Origin of the sequence: Pseudomonas sp. ML96, from assembly GCF_000761545.1 — a bacterium.
GTDB lineage: Bacteria > Pseudomonadota > Gammaproteobacteria > Pseudomonadales > Pseudomonadaceae > Aquipseudomonas.
In genome coordinates this window covers 67,012-89,459 of record NZ_JPMY01000045.1, presented here as the reverse complement: position 1 = coordinate 89,459, position 22,448 = coordinate 67,012, and the positions used below count along the sequence as shown (strand labels likewise).

25 protein-coding genes and 3 riboswitches are annotated in these 22,448 nt (G+C 68.3%); of the genes, 7 read left to right on the top strand and 18 right to left on the bottom strand.

The features are described 5' to 3' along the window. Positions 1-7: 7 nt before the first annotated feature. Genes IP89_RS21055 through cobO form a run of 6 tightly spaced genes read right to left on the bottom strand, consistent with a single transcriptional unit; the run spans position 8 to position 5,896 of the window. The gene (locus IP89_RS21055; RefSeq protein ID WP_043311741.1) at positions 8-1,471 is read right to left on the bottom strand and encodes a cobyric acid synthase; all 1,464 of its coding nucleotides are present in this window, start codon (positions 1,469-1,471) and stop codon (positions 8-10) included. Continuing rightward, positions 1,468-2,454, bottom strand: a complete 987-nt coding sequence (gene cobD, locus IP89_RS21050) for a threonine-phosphate decarboxylase CobD (protein WP_043311740.1) — start codon at positions 2,452-2,454, stop codon at positions 1,468-1,470. Before cobD ends, IP89_RS21055 begins: the two co-directional genes overlap by 4 nt. Continuing rightward, complete coding sequence (cbiB, locus tag IP89_RS21045; protein WP_043311737.1) at positions 2,447-3,352, bottom strand: adenosylcobinamide-phosphate synthase CbiB; 906 nt, start codon at positions 3,350-3,352, stop codon at positions 2,447-2,449. Before cbiB ends, cobD begins: the two co-directional genes overlap by 8 nt. Then, positions 3,349-3,999 (bottom strand): 5,6-dimethylbenzimidazole synthase, encoded by a 651-nt coding sequence (gene bluB / locus IP89_RS21040; RefSeq protein ID WP_043311735.1) that lies wholly within the window; start codon positions 3,997-3,999, stop codon positions 3,349-3,351. The genes cbiB and bluB overlap by 4 nt, the downstream gene beginning before the upstream one ends. Further along, positions 3,996-5,288, bottom strand: coding sequence for a cobyrinate a,c-diamide synthase (locus IP89_RS21035; protein ID WP_043311732.1), 1,293 nt, complete (start codon positions 5,286-5,288; stop codon positions 3,996-3,998). Before IP89_RS21035 ends, bluB begins: the two co-directional genes overlap by 4 nt. Beyond that, positions 5,285-5,896, bottom strand: a complete 612-nt coding sequence (cobO, locus tag IP89_RS21030; RefSeq protein ID WP_043311730.1) for a cob(I)yrinic acid a,c-diamide adenosyltransferase — start codon at positions 5,894-5,896, stop codon at positions 5,285-5,287. Before cobO ends, IP89_RS21035 begins: the two co-directional genes overlap by 4 nt. A 119-nt stretch (positions 5,897-6,015) precedes the next feature. Beyond that, positions 6,016-6,232, bottom strand: a riboswitch (cobalamin riboswitch). Between the two features lie 107 nt (positions 6,233-6,339). On the opposite strand from cobO, the gene IP89_RS21025 reads away from it, so the two are divergent. Further along, complete coding sequence (locus tag IP89_RS21025; RefSeq protein WP_043311726.1) at positions 6,340-6,675, top strand: four-helix bundle copper-binding protein; 336 nt, start codon at positions 6,340-6,342, stop codon at positions 6,673-6,675. Between the two features lie 3 nt (positions 6,676-6,678). Here the strand turns inward: IP89_RS21025 and IP89_RS21020 are convergent, their stop codons facing one another. The 6 genes from IP89_RS21020 to IP89_RS20995 all read right to left on the bottom strand — a co-directional run bounded on the left by IP89_RS21020 (position 6,679) and on the right by IP89_RS20995 (position 10,434). Continuing rightward, a complete protein-coding gene (locus IP89_RS21020; protein WP_043311723.1) occupies positions 6,679-6,999 on the bottom strand; it encodes a hypothetical protein in 321 nt (106 codons plus the stop codon). Positions 7,000-7,018: 19 nt separating this feature from the next. Continuing rightward, complete coding sequence (locus tag IP89_RS21015) at positions 7,019-7,681, bottom strand: class I SAM-dependent methyltransferase (RefSeq protein ID WP_043311720.1); 663 nt, start codon at positions 7,679-7,681, stop codon at positions 7,019-7,021. Then, positions 7,678-8,193: a C40 family peptidase gene (locus IP89_RS21010; RefSeq protein WP_043311719.1), complete on the bottom strand. Its 516-nt coding sequence runs from the start codon at positions 8,191-8,193 to the stop codon at positions 7,678-7,680. The genes IP89_RS21015 and IP89_RS21010 overlap by 4 nt, the downstream gene beginning before the upstream one ends. A gap of 84 nt (positions 8,194-8,277) precedes the next feature. Beyond that, positions 8,278-8,892, bottom strand: a complete 615-nt coding sequence (locus IP89_RS21005; protein ID WP_043311716.1) for a C40 family peptidase — start codon at positions 8,890-8,892, stop codon at positions 8,278-8,280. A 69-nt stretch (positions 8,893-8,961) separates the two neighbouring features. Then, on the bottom strand, positions 8,962-9,729 hold the full coding sequence (locus tag IP89_RS21000; protein WP_043311713.1) for an NAD-dependent deacylase: 768 nt from the start codon (positions 9,727-9,729) through the stop codon (positions 8,962-8,964). Between the two features lie 33 nt (positions 9,730-9,762). Next, positions 9,763-10,434 (bottom strand): DNA-3-methyladenine glycosylase I, encoded by a 672-nt coding sequence (locus tag IP89_RS20995; protein WP_043311710.1) that lies wholly within the window; start codon positions 10,432-10,434, stop codon positions 9,763-9,765. A 69-nt stretch (positions 10,435-10,503) separates the two neighbouring features. On the opposite strand from IP89_RS20995, the gene IP89_RS20990 reads away from it, so the two are divergent. Beyond that, positions 10,504-10,800: a hypothetical protein gene (locus IP89_RS20990; RefSeq protein ID WP_156115107.1), complete on the top strand. Its 297-nt coding sequence runs from the start codon at positions 10,504-10,506 to the stop codon at positions 10,798-10,800. Here the strand turns inward: IP89_RS20990 and cobM are convergent. The 4 genes from cobM to IP89_RS20970 are packed head-to-tail and all read right to left on the bottom strand — an operon-like array spanning position 10,769 to position 12,860. Continuing rightward, positions 10,769-11,536, bottom strand: a complete 768-nt coding sequence (gene cobM / locus IP89_RS20985) for a precorrin-4 C(11)-methyltransferase (protein ID WP_043311705.1) — start codon at positions 11,534-11,536, stop codon at positions 10,769-10,771. The genes IP89_RS20990 and cobM overlap by 32 nt on opposite strands. A 13-nt stretch (positions 11,537-11,549) precedes the next feature. After that, positions 11,550-11,963 carry a cobalamin biosynthesis protein gene (locus tag IP89_RS20980; RefSeq protein ID WP_043311703.1) on the bottom strand — a complete coding sequence of 138 codons (414 nt, stop codon included), beginning with the start codon at positions 11,961-11,963 and terminating at the stop codon, positions 11,550-11,552. Further along, positions 11,941-12,663 carry a CbtA family protein gene (locus tag IP89_RS20975; RefSeq protein ID WP_043311701.1) on the bottom strand — a complete coding sequence of 241 codons (723 nt, stop codon included), beginning with the start codon at positions 12,661-12,663 and terminating at the stop codon, positions 11,941-11,943. The genes IP89_RS20980 and IP89_RS20975 overlap by 23 nt, the downstream gene beginning before the upstream one ends. Positions 12,664-12,674: 11 nt before the next feature. After that, on the bottom strand, positions 12,675-12,860 hold the full coding sequence (locus IP89_RS20970; protein WP_225580665.1) for a CbtB-domain containing protein: 186 nt from the start codon (positions 12,858-12,860) through the stop codon (positions 12,675-12,677). A gap of 181 nt (positions 12,861-13,041) precedes the next feature. After that, positions 13,042-13,265: riboswitch (cobalamin riboswitch) on the bottom strand. Between the two features lie 60 nt (positions 13,266-13,325). Further along, positions 13,326-13,528: riboswitch (cobalamin riboswitch) on the top strand. 94 nt (positions 13,529-13,622) lie between these two features. On the opposite strand from IP89_RS20970, the gene cobW reads away from it, so the two are divergent. Continuing rightward, positions 13,623-14,675, top strand: coding sequence for a cobalamin biosynthesis protein CobW (gene cobW, locus IP89_RS20965; protein ID WP_043311699.1), 1,053 nt, complete (start codon positions 13,623-13,625; stop codon positions 14,673-14,675). 1 nt (position 14,676) lies between these two features. Next, positions 14,677-18,411, top strand: coding sequence for a cobaltochelatase subunit CobN (cobN, locus tag IP89_RS20960; RefSeq protein WP_043311697.1), 3,735 nt, complete (start codon positions 14,677-14,679; stop codon positions 18,409-18,411). Between the two features lie 5 nt (positions 18,412-18,416). On the opposite strand, the gene IP89_RS20955 is transcribed toward cobN, so the two are convergent. Together IP89_RS20955 and IP89_RS23475 are read right to left on the bottom strand one after the other, a co-directional pair. Next, positions 18,417-19,490 (bottom strand): 3-deoxy-7-phosphoheptulonate synthase, encoded by a 1,074-nt coding sequence (locus tag IP89_RS20955; RefSeq protein WP_043311695.1) that lies wholly within the window; start codon positions 19,488-19,490, stop codon positions 18,417-18,419. A 276-nt stretch (positions 19,491-19,766) separates the two neighbouring features. Then, positions 19,767-19,922, bottom strand: a complete 156-nt coding sequence (locus IP89_RS23475) for a hypothetical protein (protein ID WP_156115106.1) — start codon at positions 19,920-19,922, stop codon at positions 19,767-19,769. 49 nt (positions 19,923-19,971) lie between these two features. Between IP89_RS23475 and IP89_RS20950 the strand changes: the two genes are divergently transcribed. The 3 genes from IP89_RS20950 to cobF are packed head-to-tail and all read left to right on the top strand — an operon-like array spanning position 19,972 to position 22,426. Continuing rightward, positions 19,972-20,970 (top strand): ATP-binding protein, encoded by a 999-nt coding sequence (locus tag IP89_RS20950; RefSeq protein ID WP_043311694.1) that lies wholly within the window; start codon positions 19,972-19,974, stop codon positions 20,968-20,970. Further along, on the top strand, positions 20,952-21,662 hold the full coding sequence (locus IP89_RS20945; protein WP_371261970.1) for a VWA domain-containing protein: 711 nt from the start codon (positions 20,952-20,954) through the stop codon (positions 21,660-21,662). Before IP89_RS20950 ends, IP89_RS20945 begins: the two co-directional genes overlap by 19 nt. After that, on the top strand, positions 21,659-22,426 hold the full coding sequence (gene cobF / locus IP89_RS20940; RefSeq protein WP_043311692.1) for a precorrin-6A synthase (deacetylating): 768 nt from the start codon (positions 21,659-21,661) through the stop codon (positions 22,424-22,426). The genes IP89_RS20945 and cobF overlap by 4 nt, the downstream gene beginning before the upstream one ends. Positions 22,427-22,448: the final 22 nt, after the last annotated feature.

Genomic DNA, 22,448 nt, shown 5'->3' with positions numbered 1-22,448 from the left:
TTGCCCCTTACAGGCCGCACAGCTCGCGGAGCAGGCGGGTGTCCAGATGTGCCTCGACCAGGTCGGCCAGGCGCTCGATATCGCGTTCGCGGCGCGCATGGTAATCCACCTCGCGCGCCTCGCGCAGGCCGGCCCAGGCGAGCAACGCGGCGCAGGCGGCCGGCTGCTCGAACAGGCCGTGCAGGTAGGTGGCCATGACCTGGCCGTCGGCGCTGATGGCGCCATCGCTGCGCCCATCGTCCAGGCGCACGGCGTGACTGGCCAGGGCGGGGCCACTACTGACCCCGGCATGGATCTCGTAGCCGCTGACCTCCAGCTCACCCAGGCTCAGGCGCCCGCGCACATTACGCAGCTGCTTCTCCGGCTCCAGCACCGTGACGTAGTCGAGCAGGCCGAGGCCCGCGCTGCTGCCGGCCGGGCCTTCCAGGCCATGAGGATCGTCGATGCGAGTGCCGAGCATCTGCAGGCCGCCACAGATGCCGAGCACCTTGCCGCCGTAGCGCAGGTGGCGGGCGATAGCGGCATCCCTGCCATGCTCGCGCAGGCGCGCCAGGTCGGCCCGTACGCTTTTGGAGCCGGGCAGGATGATCAGGTCGGCCGGCGGAATCGCCTGACCGAGGCCGATGAACTGCAAATCCACTTGCGGATGCAGGCGCAACGGATCGAAGTCGGTGTGGTTGCTGATGCGCGGCAGCACCGGTACGGCGACGCGCAGCACCTTCTGTTCCTTGCCCGGCTGCAGCACCTGCACCGCGTCCTCGGCCTCCAGGTGGAAGTCCATCAGGTACGGCAGCACGCCGAGCACCGGCTTGCCGGTGCGCTGCTCCAGCCAGTCCAGCCCCGGTTGCAGCAGCGCGATATCGCCGCGGAAACGGTTGATCACGAAGCCCTTGACCCGCGCCTGCTCGCTCGGCGACAGCAGCTCCAGGGTGCCAACCAGGTGGGCGAACACGCCGCCCTTGTCAATATCGGCGATCAGCAGCACCGGGCAGTCCACCGCCTCGGCGAAGCCCATGTTGGCGATGTCGCCGGCGCGCAGATTGATCTCGGCCGGCGAGCCGGCACCCTCGACCATCACCACCGGGTACTGCGCCGCCAAGCGCGCGTGGGATTCGAGCACCGCCTCGCGGGCAACGCGCTTGTAGTCGTGATAGGCCACGGCGTTCATGTTGCCGATGGCGCGACCCTGGATGATCACCTGGGCGCCGGTGTCGGAATTGGGCTTGAGCAGCACCGGGTTCATATCGGTGTGCGGCGCGAGGCCCGCAGCCTGGGCCTGCACCGCCTGGGCGCGACCGATCTCGCCGCCATCGGCAGTAACGGCACTGTTCAGCGCCATATTCTGCGGTTTGAACGGCGCCACGCTCACGCCCTGGCGCTGCAGCCAACGGCACAGGGCAGTCACCAGGGTGCTCTTGCCGGCGTCCGAGGTGGTGCCCTGGATCATCAATGTGGCAGCTGTGGCGCTCATTGCGGCATCTCCTTCAGCGCCTGTTCCAGGCGCTGCCAGCCGGCCTCGTCGCCGGGCAGGCCGAAGCGCAGGCAGCGGGTCTCGGCGAACAGGCGCAGGAGGATGCCGCGACGAGCGAAGTAGCCATGCAGGCCAACCGCCTGGTAATGGCCGACCAACTGGAACAGCGCCGTGCCACCGACCGGAGCCAGGCCATGTTCGCTGAGCAGTACGGCCAGGCGTAGACCATCGATGTTCAGACGCTCGCGCTGCTGGCGCTGGCCTTCCACATCGCCGAGCAGCGCCGCGGCCACCGCCCGCGCCGGGCCGCTCACCGCCCAGGGGCCGAGCAGCTGCGCCAGGCGTTCGAGCGTCGCGGCCTCGGCCAGGACGAAGCCCAGACGAATGCCGGCCATGCCGAAGAACTTGCCGAACGAGCGCAGCACGATAAGCCCCGGCAGATCGCTGTCGGCCGCCAGGCTGTGCTGCGGCGAGCAATCCATGAAGGCCTCGTCCACCAGCAGCCAGCCACCGCGCGCCTGCAGCCGCGCGTGCCAGTCGAGCAGGCGCTCGCGCTCGATCAGGCGGCCGGTCGGGTTGTTCGGATTGACCACCAGCAGCACGTCCAGGCGATCCAGGCTGCGCTCGACCGCCCCCTCGCTCAGCTCAATCACCTGATGCCCTTCGCGGCGCCAGGCCTCGGCATGCTCGGCATAGGCCGGCGAGACGATGCCCACCCGCCGTCCCATGCGGCGCAGGCGCGGCAAGGCCTGGATCGCCGCCTGCGAGCCAGCCACCGGCAGCAACATCGACGCTCCGTAGAAATCGCAGGCGATGGCCTCCAGGCCATCGTCAAGCTCGGGCAAGCGCTGCCAGGCGGCGGCCGGCACCTCCGGTATCGCCCAGCCATAGGGTGCGATGCCGGTGGACAGGTCGAGCCAGTCGGCCAGGGGAATGTTGTAGCGCTGCGCCGCTTCGCGCAGCCGGCCGCCGTGATCAAGCAAGGTAGAGGCCTCCTGCCAGCAGCAGAAGCAGCCACAGGGCTACCCCGCCGTACACCAGATTGAGCGCCCGCTCGATGTCACGCGCCCGCGCCGGAGCACCCTCACCCAGCTGCGGGCGCTGCTCCTCGACGCCGTGATAGACCGCCGCGCCACCCAGGCTGACGCCCAGGGCGCCAGCCCCGGCGGCCATCACTGGGCCGGCATTCGGGCTGTCCCACTGCGGCGCCTGCCGGCGCCAGCAGCGCAGCGCCAGGCGCGTGCGGCCGAGCAGCGCGTAGGTCAGCGCCACCAGCCGTGCGGGCAGGTAATTGAGCACATCGTCGATACGTGCGGCGGCCCAGCCGAAGCGCTCGAAACGCTCGTTGCGGTAGCCCCACATGGCGTCCAGGGTGTTGCTCAGGCGATACAACAGCACGCCCGGCGCGCCGAGCAGGCAGAACCAGAACAGCGCAGCGAACACCGCGTCGGAGCCATTCTCCAGCACCGACTCGGTGCCGGCGCGGGCCACACCGGTGGCGTCCAGCTCCGCGGTGCGCCGGCTGACCAGGTAGCCGACACGCTGGCGTGCTTGTGGCAGATCCCCCAGGCGCAGCGCCTGGGCCACCGGCAGCGCGTGCTGACCGAGGCTCTTCAGGCCGATGGCGAAATACAAGGCGAGGATATCGACCAGCCAGCCCAGGCTGGACAGGCTCAGCAGCCACACCAGCGCCACCGGCGGCAGCACCGCCAGGCACCAGCCGGTCACCCCGTGGCTGCGCCAGCCACGGCCACCGGCATTCAGGCGCTGCTCGATGCGCGCCGCCAGGTTGCCGAAGCCCACCAGCGGGTGCCAGCGCCGGGGCTCGCCGAGCCAGGCATCCAGGCCGACGCCGGCCAGGGCTGTGAGGGCGATGCTCAAGGCCGCTGGCCCCAACGGTCGGCGAAGACCAGCTCGTCCAGCGCGCGTTCGCTAGCCCAGCCTTCCTGCACCAGCATCGGCTGCTCGTAGAACTCCTCGACCGGGCCCAGGCAAAGCACCGCCACCGGCTGGCTGCCATCGGGCATGTCCAGCAGCCGGGCCAGTTCAAGCGGATCGAACAGCGATACCCAGCCCAGCCCCAGGCCCTCGGCGCGAGCGGCCAGCCAGAGGTTCTGGATGGCGCAGCTGAGCGAGGCCAGATCCATCTGCGGCAGGGTGCGACGGCCGAACACATGGGCCTCGCGCCCTTCCATCAGAGCCGCCACCAGCAGCTCGGCGCAGTCGCGCACACCCTCGACCTTCAGCCGCATGAATTCATCGCTGCGCTCGCCCAGCGCCTCGGCGGTACGCACCCGCTCGGCCTCGATCAGGCCATGGATGCCCTCGCGCAGCTCCGGGCGGGTGATGCGGATAAAGCGCCAGGGCTGCATCAGGCCGACGCTGGGCGCCTGGTGCGCCGCCTGCAGCAGGCGCGCGAGCAGCGCCGGCGCTACCTCGCCGCCGGCGAAGTGGCGCATGTCGCGGCGCTCGGCAATGGCGCGGTAGACCGCGGCGCGCTCGTCGGGGCTGAAGGCGTGGTCGCTCATGGCAGCAATAGCTCGGCCGCCGCCCTGGGGTTGGACGGCAGATAGAAGTGGATATAGGAGGCGGTCAGCCGGCCATCGCGAAACACCGCTTCGGCCACCGGCTTGCCATTCGGGCAGACGCCACGAGCCAGCGGCGCCTGGGCGCAGTCCAGCACGGAATGGTGGTAAGTATGCCCGCGCAGAGCGCCTTCGGGCAGCTCCACCTGTTGCAGGGCCAGGGCCGCCAGGCGCGGCTGCATGCGTGCGCTACCCGGCAGCAGGCCGAGCAGCTCGGCGCTTTCGCCCTGTTTGTCGGTCAGCACCTCGAGCAGATAGAGCATGCCGCCGCACTCGGCGAGGACCGGCTTGTCAGCGCCATGATGCTCACGGATCGCCTGCAGCATGGCGCGGTTGCCGGCCAGGGTCTGCAGATGCAGCTCGGGATAGCCACCGGGCAGGTACAGGCTGTGCACGTCCGGCAGGGCCTGATCGGCCAGCGGCGAAAAGAACACCAGCTCGGCGCCCAGCGCGCGCAGCAGATCGAGATTGGCCTGGTAGAGGAAGGCGAAGCTGGTGTCGCGGGCCACGCCGATGCGCACACCACGCAGCAGCGGCTCGATGGTCTGCTCGGCAGGCACGGCAAAGCTCACCGCATCGGGCAGCAGCTCGCCGGCACTGGCCAGCAGGGCATCGGCGGCGGCGTCCAGGCGGGTATCGAGATCGGCCAGTTCCTCGGCCTGGATCAGTCCCAAATGACGGCGCGGCAGCTCCAGTGCGGCCGAGCGCGGCAGGCCGCCAAACCAGCGAATGGCCGGTGGCAGGCTGTCACGCAGGATGCCGTTATGGCGCTCGCTGCCAGTGCGGTTGGCCAGCACCCCGGCCAACGGCAGGTCAGGCTGGAAATGGGCCAGACCATAGGCCAGGGCGCCGAAGGTCTGGGCCATGGCGCCGGCCTCGATCACTCCGAGCACCGGCACACCGAAGCGCCGCGCCAGGTCGGCGGCCGAGGGCGCGCCGTCGAACAGGCCCATGACGCCCTCAATCAGGATCAGGTCGGCCTCCCCGGCGGCTTGCCAGAGCAGGCGCTGGCATTCCTCCTCGCCGGCCATCCACAGGTCCAGTTGGTACACCGGCGCGCCGCTGGCGCGGGCGAGAATCATCGGGTCGAGGAAGTCCGGTCCGCACTTGAACACCCGCACGCGCTTGCCGGCACGGCTGTGCAGGCGTGCCAGGGCGGCGGTGACGGTGGTTTTGCCCTGGCCGGAAGCCGGCGCGGCGATCAGCAGAGCCGGACAGTGGCGCACGCTCAAAACTCCACTCCCTTCTGCGCCTTCACGCCTGCCTTGAAGGCGTGTTTGACCAGCGTCATCTCGGTCACCGTATCGGCGGCCTCGATCAGCCCCGGCTGGGCGCCGCGGCCGGTCACCACCACGTGCTGCAGCAGCGGGCGCGCCTCGATATCAGCGAGCACCTCGTCCAGCTGCAGGTAACCGTGCTTGAGGGCGATGTTAAGCTCGTCCAATACCACCAGGCCGATGCTGTCGTCGGCCAGCAGGCGGCGTGCCACCTGCCAGGCCTCGCCGGCCATCGCGATATCGCGCTGGCGGTCCTGGGTCTCCCAGGTGAAGCCCTCGCCCATGACGAACCATTGCACTTCTTCTGGGAAGCGGCGGAAGAAGGCCTCTTCGCCGGTGCTGGCAGCGCCCTTGATGAACTGCACCACGCCGACGCGCATGCCGTGGCCGAGGGCGCGGGCGACCATACCGAAGGCCGAGCTGCTCTTGCCCTTGCCGTTGCCGGAATGCACCAGCAGCAGGCCGTATTCGTCCTGAGCCTGGGCGATCTTGTCGTCGACCAGCGCCTTCTTGCGCTGCATGCGCGCCTTGTGGCGGGCATCGCGTTCGGCCGATTCGCTCATCTCTGGCTCCTGGGCGCATGGCGCCATGCGCACCCGAATGGCTTTGGGCGCGAAATTCTTTGAGGCAGGAGGAGAAAGGCGGCGGTCGGCACGGGGCCGCAACCGCAGAGCCCGCCGCACTGCCGTGGATAGCGACAGGCCGGTCTCCGGGCTCGTGAGCCAGGCCTTGTGGCCTGTGGATCGCGCCTTCCCATGCCGAAGCACAGTGGCCTGAGCGACCCTTGTCTCACCTACCGTTGCGGGGGCAGCGCCGGATTCTTCATGACGAACGTACCGGCTTCCCTGTTTCACCCTCGGTCGCTGACGCGCCGGGGCACCTGAAGCAGGCGCGCAGCTTAGAGCCCTGCCGGGTGCCGGTCAATCGTGCACCGCCGGGCAGAAGAGTCGAACCCGTCGGCCCATGCGGCCTCACAAGCAGGACAAGCCACCCCGAGGAGAGCCCCATGGTTCGTCAACGCTACGCCTCCTGCATCCAGGCCTGCAGTGCCTGCGCCATCGCCTGCGAAACCTGCGCCGCCGCTTGCCTCAAGGAAGCGGACGTGCAGCACCTGGCCACCTGCATTTCCTGCGATATCGAATGCGCCGACCTGTGTCGCCTGGCCGAGCGCCTGATGGCCCGCGACAGCCCGCTGGCCGACGAGATCTGCCGGCTCTGCGCCATCGCCTGCCAGGCCTGCGCCGAGGCCTGCGGCAAGCACCAGCACGATCACTGCCAGCAGTGCGCCCAGGCCTGCCAGCGCTGCGTGGTGGAGTGCGAGGCGCTGGCCGCCGGCGCCTGAAGTTCAGGGCCTGGGCGTGAAACCGGCCGGTTTGCTCGCCAACCACTCGACGAAGGTGCGCAAGCGCTCATCGGCCAGCAGCGCCTCGCGGCTGTTGTAGGTCAACGCCAGCTCCTTCTCGCTGAACAGCTTGTGGATCTGGTTGTGGCAGGCGCGGCAGACCCAGAGCGTGGCGGTGATGCGCTCGCTCTTGGCGAAGCGCTTCTGCACATAAGGCTTGTCGTGCAGGGCCTTGGGGATCAGGTGATGGCGGGTCAGCGGCAGACGGCGCGCGCAGAGCTCGCAGGCGTCGGGCTGGGGCGGCAGGCGAATGGCTTCGGGCATCGTGATGAAGCCAGGCGCCTCAGCGCTTGCGGCAGAGGGTCAGGCCGTCGCCCAGCGGCAGCATGCTGACATCCACGCGCGTGTCGCGGCGCAGACCACGGTTGAGCGCTTGCACGGCACGGGTGTCGGCGCTGTCCGGATTCTGCTCCAGCACCCGGCCACTCCACAGGGTGTTGTCGAACAGAATCAGGCCGCCCTTGCGCGCCAGCACCAGCGCGTGCTCCAGGTATACCGTGTAGTTGGCCTTGTCGGCGTCGATGAAGATCAGGTCGAAGCTCTCGCCGTGGCCGCCGCGCTCCAGAGTGTTGAGGGTTTCCAACGCCGGCGCCAGGCGCAGGTCGATGCGCTCGTTGACGCCGGCCTCGTACCAGTAGCGCTCGGCGATGGCGTTGTACTCGCCGGGCAGGTCGCAGCAGGTCAGGCGACCGTCCTCGGGCATGGCCTGGGCCATGCACAGCGCGCTGTAGCCGGTGAAGGTGCCGATCTCGAGGATCTTGCGCGCTCCGCTGATCTGCACCAGCAAGGCCATGAACTGGCCCTGCTCGGGGGCGATCTGCCAGCGCGACATGGGCAGCAGCGCCGTCTCGTCGCGCAGACGTTTGAGCAGCGGCGACTCGCGCAGCGAGACGTCCAGCAAGTACTGGTAGAGCGCGTCGTCGAGATTGAGCGTGCGGTTGGTCATGGCTGGCGCGCCAGTTGCCCGGCAGCCAGGACGCGCTTGGCGCCCAGGTAGCTCTTCTGCCAGTAGGCCTGGGTCAAATAGTCCAGGCGCACGGTGCCGCCACTGGAAGGCGCATGCACGAAGCGCCCCTCGCCGACGTAGATACCGGCATGGCTGACCTGGCCGCCGCCATTGGTGGCGAAGAACACCAGGTCGCCACTCTGCAGGTCGCCGCGACCGACATTGGGCACGCGCAGGTTGATCATCTCGCGGGTCGAGCGCGGCAGCGCGATGCCGGCGGCATTGCGGTACACGTAGCCGATCAGGCCGCTGCAGTCGAAGCCGCTCTCCGGCGTGTTGCCGCCATAGCGGTAGGGCGTACCCTCCAGGCCGATGGCACTGATCACCACGTCATCGGCATTGCCGCCGACGATGGGGAAGGGATTACTGGATTCTTGAGAGGGAGGGTTGCCGGCGCAAGCGGTAAGCAGCGCGGCGAGGGCTAGCAGGGAGAGGCGAGCCGTGAAGTGCATGGGCGGTCGTCCTGGCCGGAATGCGCCCTACTCTGCCGGCTTGCAGGCACGGGCGCAAGGCCCGTGCCCCAAGATGGATCAGACTCAGCGGTGCAGCGGCGAACGCCTGTCGCTGGACGGCTCCGGCGCCATGGCCAGCACGCGCTTGGCTTCCATGTAGCTGCGGCTCCAGTAGCTGTCGTCCAGGCTGTCTACCCGCACACCGCCGCTGCGGCTGCTGCTGGAGTGGATGAACTGGTCATCACCCAGGTAGATGCCAGCGTGGCTGACGCGACCGCGACCACGATTGTTGAAGAAGATCAGGTCGCCCGGCTCCAGATCGTGACGGGACACCAGCGGAGCATCCAGGTTGATCAGCTCGCGGGTGGAGCGAGGCAGCTTCATGCCGGCCTCTTCCTTGAACAGGAAGCCAACGAAACCGCTGCAATCGAAGCCGCTGGTCGTCGACGTGCCGCCCATGCGGTAGCGAGTACCGACCAGGGACAGGCCGTGGGCCAGGATGTTGTCTGCCAGCGACGGCAGCTCATACGGCTTGTCGTCGGTCAGATCAACCATCTGCTCGTCGGTCAGCATGGTGACCGGCTGCGGTGGTTCTTGTTGAGCCAGATCCATCTGGGGCTGCGGTGCCTGCTGGTTGGCGCACGCCACCAACAGGACTGAGAGTGCAATGGGCACGAGGGGTGCGAAGCGCTTTAGCATGGGCACGACCGTGTCTGTCTGGTTTTTATAAGGGGGCGACTATGCCGTCACCAGACGTAATTTGCAAATTCAATGCCCGGAAATGTGACTTAGTAGTTCCGGCAAAACGTCTGACGCCCTTCCTGACAAATGGACATCCAGCCAGCGGCTGATCTCGGTCTTCTGTGGGTTCACTTCCACGGTGAACCCCCCATTCCTGCGGGCCTGGACCATGGGTTCGACTATGTAGGGGAAGCTCGCGGTAGTACCCACCGCGATAACCACATCGAAGCCCTCATGCACCTGGTCATAAAGCCGACCAATGGCATCCTCGGGCAGCATCTCCTCGAACAGCACCACCGGCGGACGCAACACGCCCCCGCATTGGGCGCAGCGCGGGGGCAATGGTTTTTCCAGGTGCACGGCCAACTCGGGATCTTCTGCGCCGCAGGACTGGCAGAACAGCGGCGCCAGCTCGCCGTGGATCTCGATCAGCCGCTCCGGCGGCGAGCCCGCCTGACGGTGATAGCCGTCGATATTCTGCGTCAGCACCCAGCAACCCGGCTTGCGCCTCTGCAGCTCGGCGATGGCGGCATGCCCGGCATTGGGGCTGGCGGCCAGGCAGGCCTCGCCAAGCTGAGCCAGGTACTTCCAGCACAGCGCCGGATCGCGCTGCAGCATCGGCCCGGACAATGCCGCCTCAATCGGCAGGCCCTCGGCGGTCAGGCCGTTGTACAGGCCTCCGAGGCCGCGGTAGGTGGGCAGCCCGGAATCCGCCGAGAGTCCGGCACCGGTGATGACCAGGATGCGCTCGGCACGCTGGATGGCCTGGGCGACGCGGATGATGTCCTGTTGCATGGCATTGCCTCCTCGGACCACAAAGCGGCTTTGTCAGTGATTGACGGTATGCGCCAGCATCACCGACAGCTGACACAGCGGCCGGCCACTTTGCTCGTGCCACTGATTGAAGGCGGCCTGCACCAACGCCAGGTCCTTCTGGCTGGTCGGCGCCTTGTCGATGATTTCCTGGGCCTTGAGCGCGGCGACCATGTCATCGGTGGGGATGAAGGTGTCCTTGCCGGCCATGCGCAGGAAGCGCGGCGCCGACAGGCCACCGAGCTGACTGCCGTGCTTGGCCAGGTACTTCCACAGGCCGACGATGTCGGTCACCGGCCAGTCGGCGATCAGCGCACCGAAGCTGCCCTTGTCCTTCTGCACATCCAGCACGAACTGGGCGTTGCGCGGCACGCTCTTGAGCTTGCCCAGGTGGCGGATCAGGCGCTCGTCCTGCATCAGCCGCTCCAGGTGTTCGGCGCCCATCAGCACCACCTTCTGCGGATCGAAGCCGAAGAACGCCTGCTCGAAGGCCGGCCACTTGGCATCCACCAGGCTGTGCTTGAGGCCGGCGCGGAACACGCGCAGGGCGATCAGCGACAGGTAGCGGTCATCGGAAAGCGCGCGCAGCTCGGCGTCGCTCTTCGGCTGCGGCAACCTGGCCTCCAGCGCCGCGGCCGAGCCGAAGCGATTGAGGCAGTATTCGTGCAGCCACTGATAGTCACGCATGAGAGATCCTTGCCCGAAAGAGGCGCACAGGTTGCCCGCAACCCTTGGCGCCGCGCAATATTCGCCGCCATGAACGACCCCGTGGAAAGCTTCTTCGCCCAATGCCAGGCCGTGCTCGCCGACGATGCCGCCCTGCTCGCCCGCCTGCAGGCGGCCGGCTTCGACTGCCAGGCAGGCTACTGGGCCTTCCGCCTGCCGCAGCTGCACCTGTGGCTGGCGCCGCAGCTGGACTACCCGCGCTTGCGCCAGGCGCTCTACGCCAGCGAGCTGAACACGCGATTGCAGGCGCTGGGCGGCGAGCTGGCCATCGCCAACAACCAGGGCAACAGCGATCTCAGTCTGTACTGCCTGCGCCGTCTTTCCTGAACAGGTGGCGGGTGGCCTCGGCATACAGCGCCGAGCCGGCGAAGTTCTCCGCGCTCAACACCCGGCCGACCAGGATCAACGCGGTACGGCGGAAGCCCTTCTCGGCCACCAACACCTCGATATCCGCCAGGGTCCCGCGCACCCAGTCCTGATCCGGCCAGCTGGCGCGATGCACCACGGCGATCGGGCAGTCGACGCCGTAGTGCGGCAGTAGCTCCTCGACGATGCGCGGCAGATGCTGCACGCCGAGATGGATGGCCAGGGTCGCGCGATGGCTGGCCAGGGCGCCGAGCTCTTCGCCCGCCGGCATCGGCGAGTTGTGGCCGTAGCGGGTGAGGATCACCGTTTGCGCCACCTCGGGCAGGGTCAGCTCGGCTTCCAGCAGCGCCGCGCAGGCTGCCGTGGCGGTGACGCCGGGGACGATCTCGAAGGGAATCTGCAGCGCGCGCAACTCGCGAATCTGCTCGCCGATGGCGCCGTACAGTGACGGATCGCCGGAATGCACGCGGGCCACGTCCTGACCCTTGGCATGGGCTTCGGCCAGCAGCGTGATGATCTGCGAAAGGTGCAGCTCGGCGGTGTTCACCACCTGCTCGGCGCTATGGCCCTGCAACAGGGCCTCAGGCACCAACGAGCCGGCATAGAGAATCACCGGGCAGCTGCGGATCAGGCGCTGGCCCTTGACGGTGATCAGCTCGGGATCGCCGGGGCCGGCACCGATGAAATAGACGGTCATAGGAAATTCCGGTTCAGGCCGTGGCGATGGCCAGGGTAGCAGCGGCGCTGCGCTGTTTGCGGCAGATCAGGGTGGCGGCACGACCAGAGCGTTCGGCAGCGCAGGCCAGGGCACTGGCCTCGGCCACGCTGGCTGAGCCGGTCAGCTCGCGCACCCGCTGCGAGCCTTCACTCAGCTGCGACTCGTAGGGCACCAGTTGCTCGGCCGAGTAGAAATCCAGCGGCAGGCCAAGGTCGGCCGCCAGCTGCAGCAGCCCGGCCTCGTCGCGTTTGTGTGCGCTGCTGGCCAGGCCATGCAGCGCACTCAGCGGCAGGGCGAGCTGCGTCAGGCTCTGTTCCAGCAGCTCGCGCAGCTCGGCCACCTTGCAGCCGCGGCGACAGCCGAGACCGGCGATCAACAGCGGATCAGGCGTCGCGCTGTTCGCCACGGGCGAAGAACCAGGCAGCAGCCAGGCCCAGGGCCGACCAGAACATGGCGTTGGTCAGCAGCGAGGCGAGGATGAACTCGTGCTCCAGCGCCTCGGGCGCCAGGCTCTCGTGCACTTCCGGCTGCGGCGCGCCGATCAGGTGCGGCACGGCCAGCAGCACCAGGCCGACGCCACGCAGCGCCCAGTTGCGGCCGAAGGCGATCAGGCCCAGGCCAGCGGCGGTGGCGATGGCAGTACCGATCCACCAGTACTGGCGCAGCAGCAGGTCGGCGGCGGCGGTGCCCGGCAGCTCCGGCGGCAGCCCGGCGGACGGCGCCAGACTGAACACGGCGAAACCGCCCAGGCCCCATAGCAGCCCCTGCCAGGTCTGGCTCGGCGCACGCAGGGTGAACAGGCCAGCCAGCATCAGGGCGAAGCCAACGGCTACCACCAGGTTGCTCAGGCCAGTGGACAAGGTGCGCTGCCAGCCGTCTTCGGGAGCCCAGGCCTCGCCATCGTGGCTATGGCCGGCGGCCTCCTCGTGTTCGTGCTCATGGGCGGCGACCGGCGCCTCGTGGCTGTGCTCAGCTACCGGCTCGGCGGTTTCGAAGGTTTCCGCATGCAGAATCAGCGGGGTAACCCACAGGCTCTGCAGCAGGGTCAGAACGATGGCGGCCAGGAGGCCTGCGAAGCCCGCGGTCTGGGCGATGCGCTTGATCATGGCAGGCGGTCTCAGTGGCAGGGGAAGGCAGCGCTGTGGCGCGTGTCGTGAGCGGCGTTGTGCATCGCCTCGATATGCGAGAAGCCGGCGAAGAAGATCAGCAGTGCGCCGAGCAGGCAGCTACCGGCGGCGATGGCCAGGCGTTTGGACAACGGGAGTGAAACGGAAGCGGAGGACGACAGCGTGCGGCTGGACATGATGAGCACCTTCCAGGGATTGGTATTCCGGTAGAAGGTCGCAGCGAGGAAATGACCCATCCTGGGCCATAAACCGGCATGCGCCCGCCCACCGCGGGTTGCCAACGAGCCCGTTCAACACCTGCTGCGCGCCGGCCCTGCTGAATGAATGGCAGGCCCTGGCTCACGAGGCGTCTAAGCGGGTTCTAACGAAGATTCAGGCCGGTCTCCGGGCTTGCGACGCCTTTGCAGGAACCGGGTCGGCCTTCCCATGCGCGAGGCACAGTGGCATTGAGGACCCGTCGATCGCTTACCGTTGCGGGGGCAGCGCCGGACTCGCCCACTCCATGCGTGGAGAAGGGCCCACCGGCTTCCCGTTTCACCTCACGCACGGCGGCGAGAGGCACCTGAAACAGCTTTTCTAGAACATCACGAAGCCCCGCCCAGCGTCAACCGCGAGGTTGACCGTACCCCAGGCACTGCGTAGCCTTGCGCCCTTTCCGAGGTTCTTCTTCGCCAGCCGAAGAAGCTAAGAGGGAACAGGGTCTTTCAAGCCCTGGCTGCCCCCGCAACTGTGAACGGACGAGATTCCCCGATAGACCACTGCCAACTGGCGGGAAGGTGGGGAATCGCAGCAGCAATGCCGCACGCCGTAAGCCAGGAGACCTGCCTCGCAAATGTTTCGACAACCGGGCGGGGTGATCCGGTGGTGTTCGGCCCTCGCTCGTCCGCGCGTGCCCCGCCCTGCCCGTCCGTCCATTTCACGACGCTTCCGGGGCTGCCATGCAATCGCTCGCCAAACTTCCCGTCACCATCGTCACCGGCTTTCTCGGTGCCGGTAAAACCACCCTGCTCCGTCACCTGCTGGCCAATGCCGGCGGCCGCCGCATCGCGGTGATCGTCAACGAATTCGGCGAGCTGGGCATCGACGGCGCCATTCTCAAGCAGTGCTCAATCGGCTGCACCGAGGAAGAGGCCAATGGCCGCGTCTATGAGCTGGCCAACGGCTGCCTGTGCTGCACCGTGCAGGAAGAGTTCTTCCCGGTGATGCGCGAGCTGGTGGCCCGTCGTGGCGAGCTGGATCACATCCTCATCGAAACCTCCGGCCTGGCCCTGCCCAAGCCACTGGTACAGGCCTTCAACTGGCCGGAAATCCGCACCGCCTGCACCGTCGATGCGGTGATCACCGTAGTCGACAGCCCGGCCGTGGCCGCCGGCACCTTCGCCGCCTTCCCCGAGCAGGTGGACGCCCAGCGCAAGCAGGACCCGAACCTCGACCACGAATCGCCGCTGCACGAGCTGTTCGCCGACCAGTTGGCCAGCGCCGATCTGGTGGTGCTGAACAAGACCGACCTGCTCGATGCCGACGCCCTGGCCGCCGTGCGCGCCGAGGTGGCCGAGGAGCTGCCGCCAGCGGTCAAGGTGATCGAGGCCCAGGGCGGCGACCTGCCGCTCGGCGTGCTGCTCGGCCTGAACTGCGAGACCGAACTGCATATCGACGCCCGTCGCACCCACCACGACGAGGAAGACGAGGACCACGACCACGACGAGTTCGACTCCTTCGATCTGGTCCTGCCGGAGGCCGAGGAAGCCCGCCTGCTCGCCGCTCTGAAGGACGCCGTGGCCAAGCACGGCATCCTGCGCGTCAAGGGCTTCGCCGCCATCCCCGGCAAGGCCATGCGCCTGCTGGTACAGGGCGTTGGCCAGCGCTTCGATCGCCACTTCGACCGCGCCTGGGGCGAAGGCGAAGCGCGCGTTAGCCGCCTGGTGCTGATTGGCCAGAGCCTCGACCGCGCCGCCATCGAGGCGGAGCTGAAGGCCGCCCTGGCCGGCTGACATGCACCTGCTGCGCGCCCAGGCCGGCGTCACCCTGCCGGCCGACAGCATCGCCGACCTCGGCCAGACTCCGGCCGAACTGGTGATCCTCTGCACCGGCGACTCGCATCTGTCGCTGCTGGCCGAGGTGGCGCGCGAGCTACCCGAGGACTTCCCCAGCCTGCGCCTGGCCAGCCCGGCGCAGCTGCCCAATCACGCCTCGGTGGACTTCTACGTCGAGCAAGTGCTGCGCCACGCCAAGGTCATCCTGATCTCGGTGCACGGCGGCGTCAGCTACTGGCGCTACGGCATCGAGCGCCTGGTCGAGCTGGGCCGCCAGGGCACCAAGATCATCCTGGTGCCCGGCGACGACAGCACCGACCCCGAGCTGACCACGCTGAGCAATGTGCCGAGCGAGGACAGCCAGCGCCTGTGGCAGTACCTGCGCCAGGGCGGTGCGGACAACGCGCGCCACCTGCTGCACCATATCGCCAGCCGCTGGCTGCAGCGCGACTACCCGTGGAGCGAGCCACGCGCCCTGCCGCGCACGCTGATCCATCACCCACAGCATGGCGAGGCAAGCCTCGAGCACTGGCGCGCCGACTGGCAGCCGGGCCAGCCGGTGGCAGCGCTGCTCTTCTACCGCGCCCAGGTGCAGGCCGGGAACACCGCCTTCGTCGACACCTTCTGCCAGCGCCTGCAGGCCCAGGGCCTCAACCCGCTGCCGATAGCCGTGGCCAGCCTCAAGGAAGCCGGATGCCTGACCCAGGTCGAGGCCTGGCTGGACGAAACCGACACGGCGGTGATCCTCAACACCACCGGCTTCGCCCAATCCAACCCGGAATCGCCACAGGAACGACCGTTCCGCCGCGACGTGCCGGTGCTGCAAGCGCTCTGCGCCCTTGATAGCGAGGAACAGTGGCAAGCCAGCCCCCAGGGCCTGGGCCCGCGCGACCTGGCCATGCATATCGCCCTGCCCGAGCTGGACGGCCGCCTGATCACCCGGCCGATCAGCTTCAAGGGCGTGGCCGCACGCAGCGAGCGCAGCCAGAGCGATGTAGTGCGCTACCGCCCGCACCTGCCGGGCATGGACTTCGTCGCCGAGCTGGCCCTGCGCTGGACCCGGCTTGCGGCCAAGACCAACGCCGACAAGCGCGTCGCCCTGATCCTGGCCAACTACCCGACCCGCGACGGCCGCATCGGCAACGGTGTCGGCCTGGACACCCCGGCCGCCGCGCTGAATATCCTGCGCGCCCTGCAGCAGCAGAGTTATCCGGTCGAGGGACTACCGCACGACGGCACCGCGCTGATCCACCAGTTGCTCGGCGGCGTGACCAACGACCTCGACAATCTCGACCAGCGCCCCTGCGCCCAGAGCCTGGCGCTGGACGACTACCAGCGCTGGTTCGCCAGCCTGCCCGCGGCCAACCAGTGCGCCGTACTGGAACGCTGGGGCCCGCCCGAGCAGGACCCGATGTACCGCAGCGGCCGCCTGATGATCGCCGGCCTGCGCTTCGGCCTGACCTTCGTCGGTATCCAGCCGGCGCGTGGCTACCAACTGGACGCCGCGGCGGTGTACCACGACCCGGATCTGGTGCCGCCGCACGGCTACCTGGCCTTCTACTGCTGGCTGCGCACGACCTTCGCCGTCGATGCGATGATCCACGTCGGCAAGCACGGCAACCTGGAGTGGCTGCCGGGCAAGAGCGTCGGCCTGTCCGAGGCCTGCTGGCCGAGTGCGATCCTCGGCCCGCTGCCCAACCTCTATCCCTTTATCGTCAACGACCCCGGCGAGGGCGCCCAGGCCAAGCGCCGCACCCAGGCGGTGATCCTCGACCACCTGATGCCGCCGCTGACCCGCGCAGAGAGCTACGGCCCGTTGCGCGACCTGGAGCGCCTGGCCGACGAGTACTACGAAGCCAGCCAGCTCGACCCGCGCCGCGCCCTGGAACTGCGCGGCGAGATCCAGCGCAAGGTGCGCGAGGCCAGCCTCGACCGCGAGCTGGGCCTGCAGGTCAACGACGATGCGGACAGCTGGCTGCCGCAGCTGGACGCCTACTTGTGCGACCTCAAGGAATCGCAGATCCGCGACGGCCTGCACTGCTTCGGCGAGTCGCCGAGCGGGCGCCTGCGCCGCGACACTTTGCTGTCGCTGGTACGCATCCCGCGTGGCGATGGTCACGGCCGGCACGCCAGCCTGCTGCGTGCCCTCGCCCAGGACCTTGAGCTGGACTTCGACCCACTCGGCGGCGAGCCGGCCGAACCCTGGCACGGCCCACGCCCGGATTGCCTGCAAGCACTCAGCAATGAGCCCTGGCGCAGCCGTGGCGATACGCGTGAGCGCCTAGAGCTGCTGGCATTGCAGATGATCGACTCAACGGATTTCGAATCCGTTGGATCGGCCAGCAATACGGTATTGCACGAGCTACATAGCCATATCGCCCCAATGCTGGATAGCTGCGGCAGCGCCGAGATGCACGGTCTGCTCGCCGCTCTTGAAGGCCGCTTCGTGCCGCCAGGGCCGAGCGGCGCGCCCAGCCGCGGGCGCCTGGACGTGCTGCCCACCGGGCGCAACTTCTATTCGGTGGACGTGCGCCACCTGCCCACGCCCACCGCCTGGCGCATCGGCGTGCAGAGCGCCGAGCGCCTGCTGGAACGCCATCTGCAGGACGAGGGCGAGCATCTGCAACGCCTGGGCCTGTCGGTATGGGGCACGGCAACCATGCGCACCGGCGGCGACGATATCGCCCAGGCCCTGGCCCTGCTCGGCGTGCGCCCGGTTTGGCAGCCCGGCAGCCAGCGGGTCGAACGCATCGAAGTACTGCCGCTGGAGCAGCTCGGTCGCCCGCGGGTGGACGTGACCCTGCGTGTCTCCGGCTTCTTCCGCGATGCCTTCGCCAATCTCATTCGTCTGTTCGATACGGCCGTGCAGGCGGTGGCCGAGTTGGACGAACCCGAGGACATGAACCCGCTGGCCGCGCGCGTCTGGCAGGAAACCCTGAGCCATCAGGACCAGGGCCTGGACCCGGTCGAAGCACGCCGCCAGGCCGGCTGGCGCATCTTCGGCGCCAAGCCGGGGGCCTATGGCGCCGGCATCCAGAACGCGGTGGAAGAACGCCTGTGGCAGACCCGCACCGATCTCGCCGAGGTCTACCTGAACTGGGGCGGCTACGCCTACGGCCAGGGCGCCGAGGGCCTGCCCGCCCGCGCGCAGTTCGCCGAACGCCTGCAGCAGCTACAGGCGGTGCTGCACAACCAGGACAACCTCGAGCACGACATCCTCGATTCCAACGACTACTACCAGTTCCAGGGCGGCATGCTGGCGGCGGTCGAGACCCTGCGCGGCGGCAAGGCCGCCAGCTATTTCGGCGATAGCAGCCAGCCGGACAACCCGCGCATTCGCACCCTCAAAGAAGAACTGGGCCGCGTGGTGCGCGCCCGCGCGGTGAATCCCAAGTGGATCGCCGGAATGAAGCGCCACGGCTACAAGGGCGCCTTCGAGCTGGCCGCCACGGTCGACTACCTGTTCGGTTTCGACGCCACCAGCGAGCTGGTCGACGATCACCAGTACGCCTTGCTGGCCGATGCCTACCTGCTGGACAAGGATACCCGCGACTTTATCCAGCAGCACAATCCGGGCGCGTTGCAGGACATGCTCGAACGCCTGCTGGAGGCCCAGCAGCGCGGCCTCTGGCAGGAGCCAGGTGAGTACCAGGCGCAGCTGGAAAACCTGCTGCTGGATGCGGAGGAGTCCTGATGCCCTCAGCGCCCCGCCCGCAGCCGCTCGGCCGCCTCGCGCAACATCGCCTCGGTGCCACTCCAGCCCAGGCAGCCGTCGGTAATCGACACGCCGTAGCGCAGCTCGCTGGACAGCGCCTGGCAGCCGTCGAACAGATGGCTCTCCAGCATCACCCCGCGCAGGCTGGCGTCGCCGGCCAGGCGCTGGTCGAGTACGTCGCGCAGCACCGCCGGCTGGCGCAGCGGGTCCTTGCCACTGTTGGCGTGGCTGCAGTCGACCATGATCCGTGCGGCGATGCCCTGCTTCTCCAGGCTCGCCCGCGCCACGGCCACGCTGGCCGCATCATGGTTCGGCCCGCCGTGGCCGCCGCGCAGCACCAGGTGGGTATCCGGGTTGCCATCGGTCTCGACCAGCGCCGGGCGGCCCAGACCATCCACGCCGAAGTGCTGGTGCGGGTGCGCCGCCGAGCGCATGGCGTCGCAGGCGATCGACAGGCTGCCATCGGTACCGTTCTTGAAGCCCACCGGCACATCCAGGCCGCTGACCAGCTCGCGATGCACCTGCGACTCGCTGGTGCGCGCGCCGATGGCGGCCCAGCCCAGCAGGTCGTCGAAGTAGCCAGCCACCAAAGGCTGCAGCAGCTCGGTGGCCACTGGCAGGCCGCGTTCGAGCATGGCCAGCATCAGCCGGCGCGACAGTTCCAGGCCGCCGGCCATGTCGCCGCTGCCGTCCAGCTGCGGGTCATAGACCAGGCCCTTCCAGCCAATGGTGGTACGTGGCTTCTCGACGTAGGCGCGCATCACCAGCAGCAGTTGGTCGCTCACCTCGGGAGCCAGGGCGGCCAGGCGGTCGGCGTATTCGAGGGCGGAAATCGGATCGTGCAGGGAACAGGGGCCGACGACGACCAGCAGGCGCGGGTCGGAGCCGTCGAGTACAGCGCGGATGGCCTCGCGCTGGGTCTGTACCTGGCTGGCGAGAGCGGCGGACAGCGGCAGGTGCTGACGCAGATCGGTGGGGCTCGGCAGCGGCGTTGCGCGGCGGCGAGTGGTGGATGGCGGCACGGCTTGTGCGCGCAGAGCGGTAACGGAAGCATTCATGGCGGTGGTCCTCGCCCGGCGTGGTCTCATGCCACGCGCGGCGCGCTATCTGGGTGTTCGACTGGAATCTCGGTGGTGCGCGGCAGCGCTGCTAAATCGCCAGGCGGAGTTGCGGTAGCTGCGGTAATAGGCGGTGTAAGCGGTCATGTTTCGATCCTCTGTGTGCATCGTGTTGGCCTTGTGGGCCGAAAAAACAAAAACCCCGGTCGGGTGGCCGACCGGGGTTTCGTGAAACTGGCTGGTGGCGACCCTTTGCTCTGGGGCGCCTGTGGGGTATCAGGCGCGCCGCTGGCTAAACCAATACCCATAAAAGAAATAAGCGACGGCCTCGACCTGCGCACGCACGCCAGCCACGCCGACAGCGGCGGAGCGAACGAGGCGGTTCAGGGAAGGACGAGACGACATGCTGATCTCCAAAACGATGGCTGCCACGCTAACCGATCCTCCCGCTCTCTTTCAACCTTTGATCCGAGGTAACGCCATGCAGCCCCATTTCCCCCTTGCCGCCGTGGTGGCCGCCGACGAGCTCAAGCTGGCGCTGTGCCTGGCCGCCATCGACCCGGCCCTGGGCGGCGTGCTGATCGAAGGCCCGCGCGGCATGGCCAAGTCCACCCTGGCGCGCGGCGTGGCCGACCTGCTCGACGGTGGGCGCTTCGTCACCCTGCCGCTGGGCGCCAGCGAAGAACGCATCGTCGGCACCCTCGACCTGGATGCCGCGCTCGGCGAAGGCCGCGTGCGCTTCTCCCCCGGCGTGCTGGCCAATGCCCACGGCGGCGTGCTCTACGTCGACGAGGTCAACCTGCTGCCCGACCATCTGGTCGACCTGCTGCTCGACGTCGCCGCCAGCGGCATCAACCACATTGAGCGCGATGGCCTGTCGCATAGCCACCCGGCGCGCTTCGTGCTGATCGGCACCATGAACCCCGAGGAAGGCGAACTGCGCCCGCAATTGCTCGACCGCTTCGGCCTCAAGGTGCAGCTCGGCGGCACTCCCGAGCCGGCCCAGCGCGCCGAGATCATCCGCCGCCGCCTGGCCTTCGACGATGCCCCCGAGGCCTTCCTCATCCAGTGGCAGAACGAGCAGAACACCCTGCGCCAGCGCTGCATGGATGCCCGCCAGCGCCTGAGCGCAATCGCCCTGGACGACGCCAGCCTCGACGCCATCGCCCAACGCTGCTTCGCCGCCGCCGTCGACGGCCTGCGCGCCGACCTGGTGTGGCTGCGCGGCGCCCGCGCCCATGCTGCCTGGCGCGGCGCCAGCCAGATCGAGGCCCAGGACATCGACGCTCTGGAACCCTTCGTCCTCGCCCATCGCCGTCGCGAACAAACGCCGCCGGCCGCAAGCCAACCACCGGCATCGAACCAGGCCCAGCAGCCCTCGCAGCAGGAGCAGGGCGAAGGCCAGTGGGGAGCATTGCCGCCGCAGGCCGTGGCGGTCGGCGAACGGCGCGAGCCGCCCACCTGGCCAAAAAAGCCCTGAGCATCCGCCCGCGCCAGGCCCCAGGCGCGGATGCCCTACCTCAACCCGGCCAGGCCCAAGGCGGACGCAGCGGCGCACGCGGCACCGGCACGCCCACACGCATCGACTGGCCGGCGACCCTCGCCCATGGCCGCCCAGGCTGCCGCGCCGACCTGCACTGGCATGCCCGCCGCCTGCGCCCCGGCGAGCTGTGGCTGGTGATCGTCGACGCCTCGGCCAGCACCCGCCACCACGGCGCCCTGGCCCAGGCCAAGGGCCTGCTCGCCGAGCTGTTCGCCAGCGCCTACCGCCAGCGTGCACGCCTGGCCGTGCTCGAAGCCGGTGGCGCCCAGCCGCGCTGGCTGTGGCAGGGACAGAAGGCATCGCCTGAACTGCACGCCTGGCTGCAACAGCTCGGCGCCGGCGGCGGCACGCCGATCATCGAGGCCCTGCAACTGGCCACTCCCTGGCTGCTGCGCCGGCAACGCCATAAACCAGGCGAACAACAGCGCCTGCTACTGCTCACCGACGGCCGCCTATGCGACTGGCCGCGGCTTACCGCGCTACCCTGCCCCGGCCTGCTGCTGGATATCGAGCGCGCGCCCATCCGCCTCGGCCGCGCCCGCCAGCTGGCCAGCGAGCTGGGCGCCGACTACCACCATATCGACGAACTGGCGCCCGCAAGCCGCGCGCCCACCTGGAACAGACCATGAAAGAACTGCTGCTGGTCGGCATCGGCGCCGGCGACCCGGACTACATCACCCAACAGGCGATCAAGGCCCTGCGCCGTAGTGACGTGATCTTCCTGATGGACAAGGGCCCGGCCAAACACAAGCTCAACGCCCTGCGCCGGGAAATTTGCGAGCGTTTCCTTGAAAGCCACAACCCACGCTTCGCCGAAGGCCAGCAGCCGGAACGCGAACGCGACGCCACCGACTACCGCGCCAGCGTGGACGAACTGAACCGCGACAAGCAGGCGGTGTTCGAGCAACTGATCGACGAGCAGATGAGCGACGGCGAGACGGCCGCCTTCATGGTCTGGGGCGACCCCTCGCTGTACGACAGCAGCATCCGCATCATCGAGTCCATCGCCACCGCGCGCAGCGACCTCAGCTATGACGTGATCCCCGGCATCACCAGCCTACAGGCCCTTACCGCCCGCCACCGGGTCCCGCTGAACCAGATCGGCCGCGCCGTGGAAATCACCACCGGCCGACTACTGGCCGGGGGCTGGCCGCAAGGCGTGGACAGCGTGGCGGTGATGCTCGATGCCAAGGACACCTACCTACGGTTTGTTGGGCAGGGGCTGCATATCTATTGGGGGGCGTATGTGGGGACGGCAGATGAGATTCTGATTGCTGGAGCGCTGGATGAGGTGGCGGAGAGGATTGCCGTGGCTCGCGCGGAAGCGCGGGAGAGGAATGGGTGGATTATGGATAGCTATCTATTGCGCAAGAACAGAACAGCACAGGTGTAAACAGCTCAAGCAGCGATTGTTT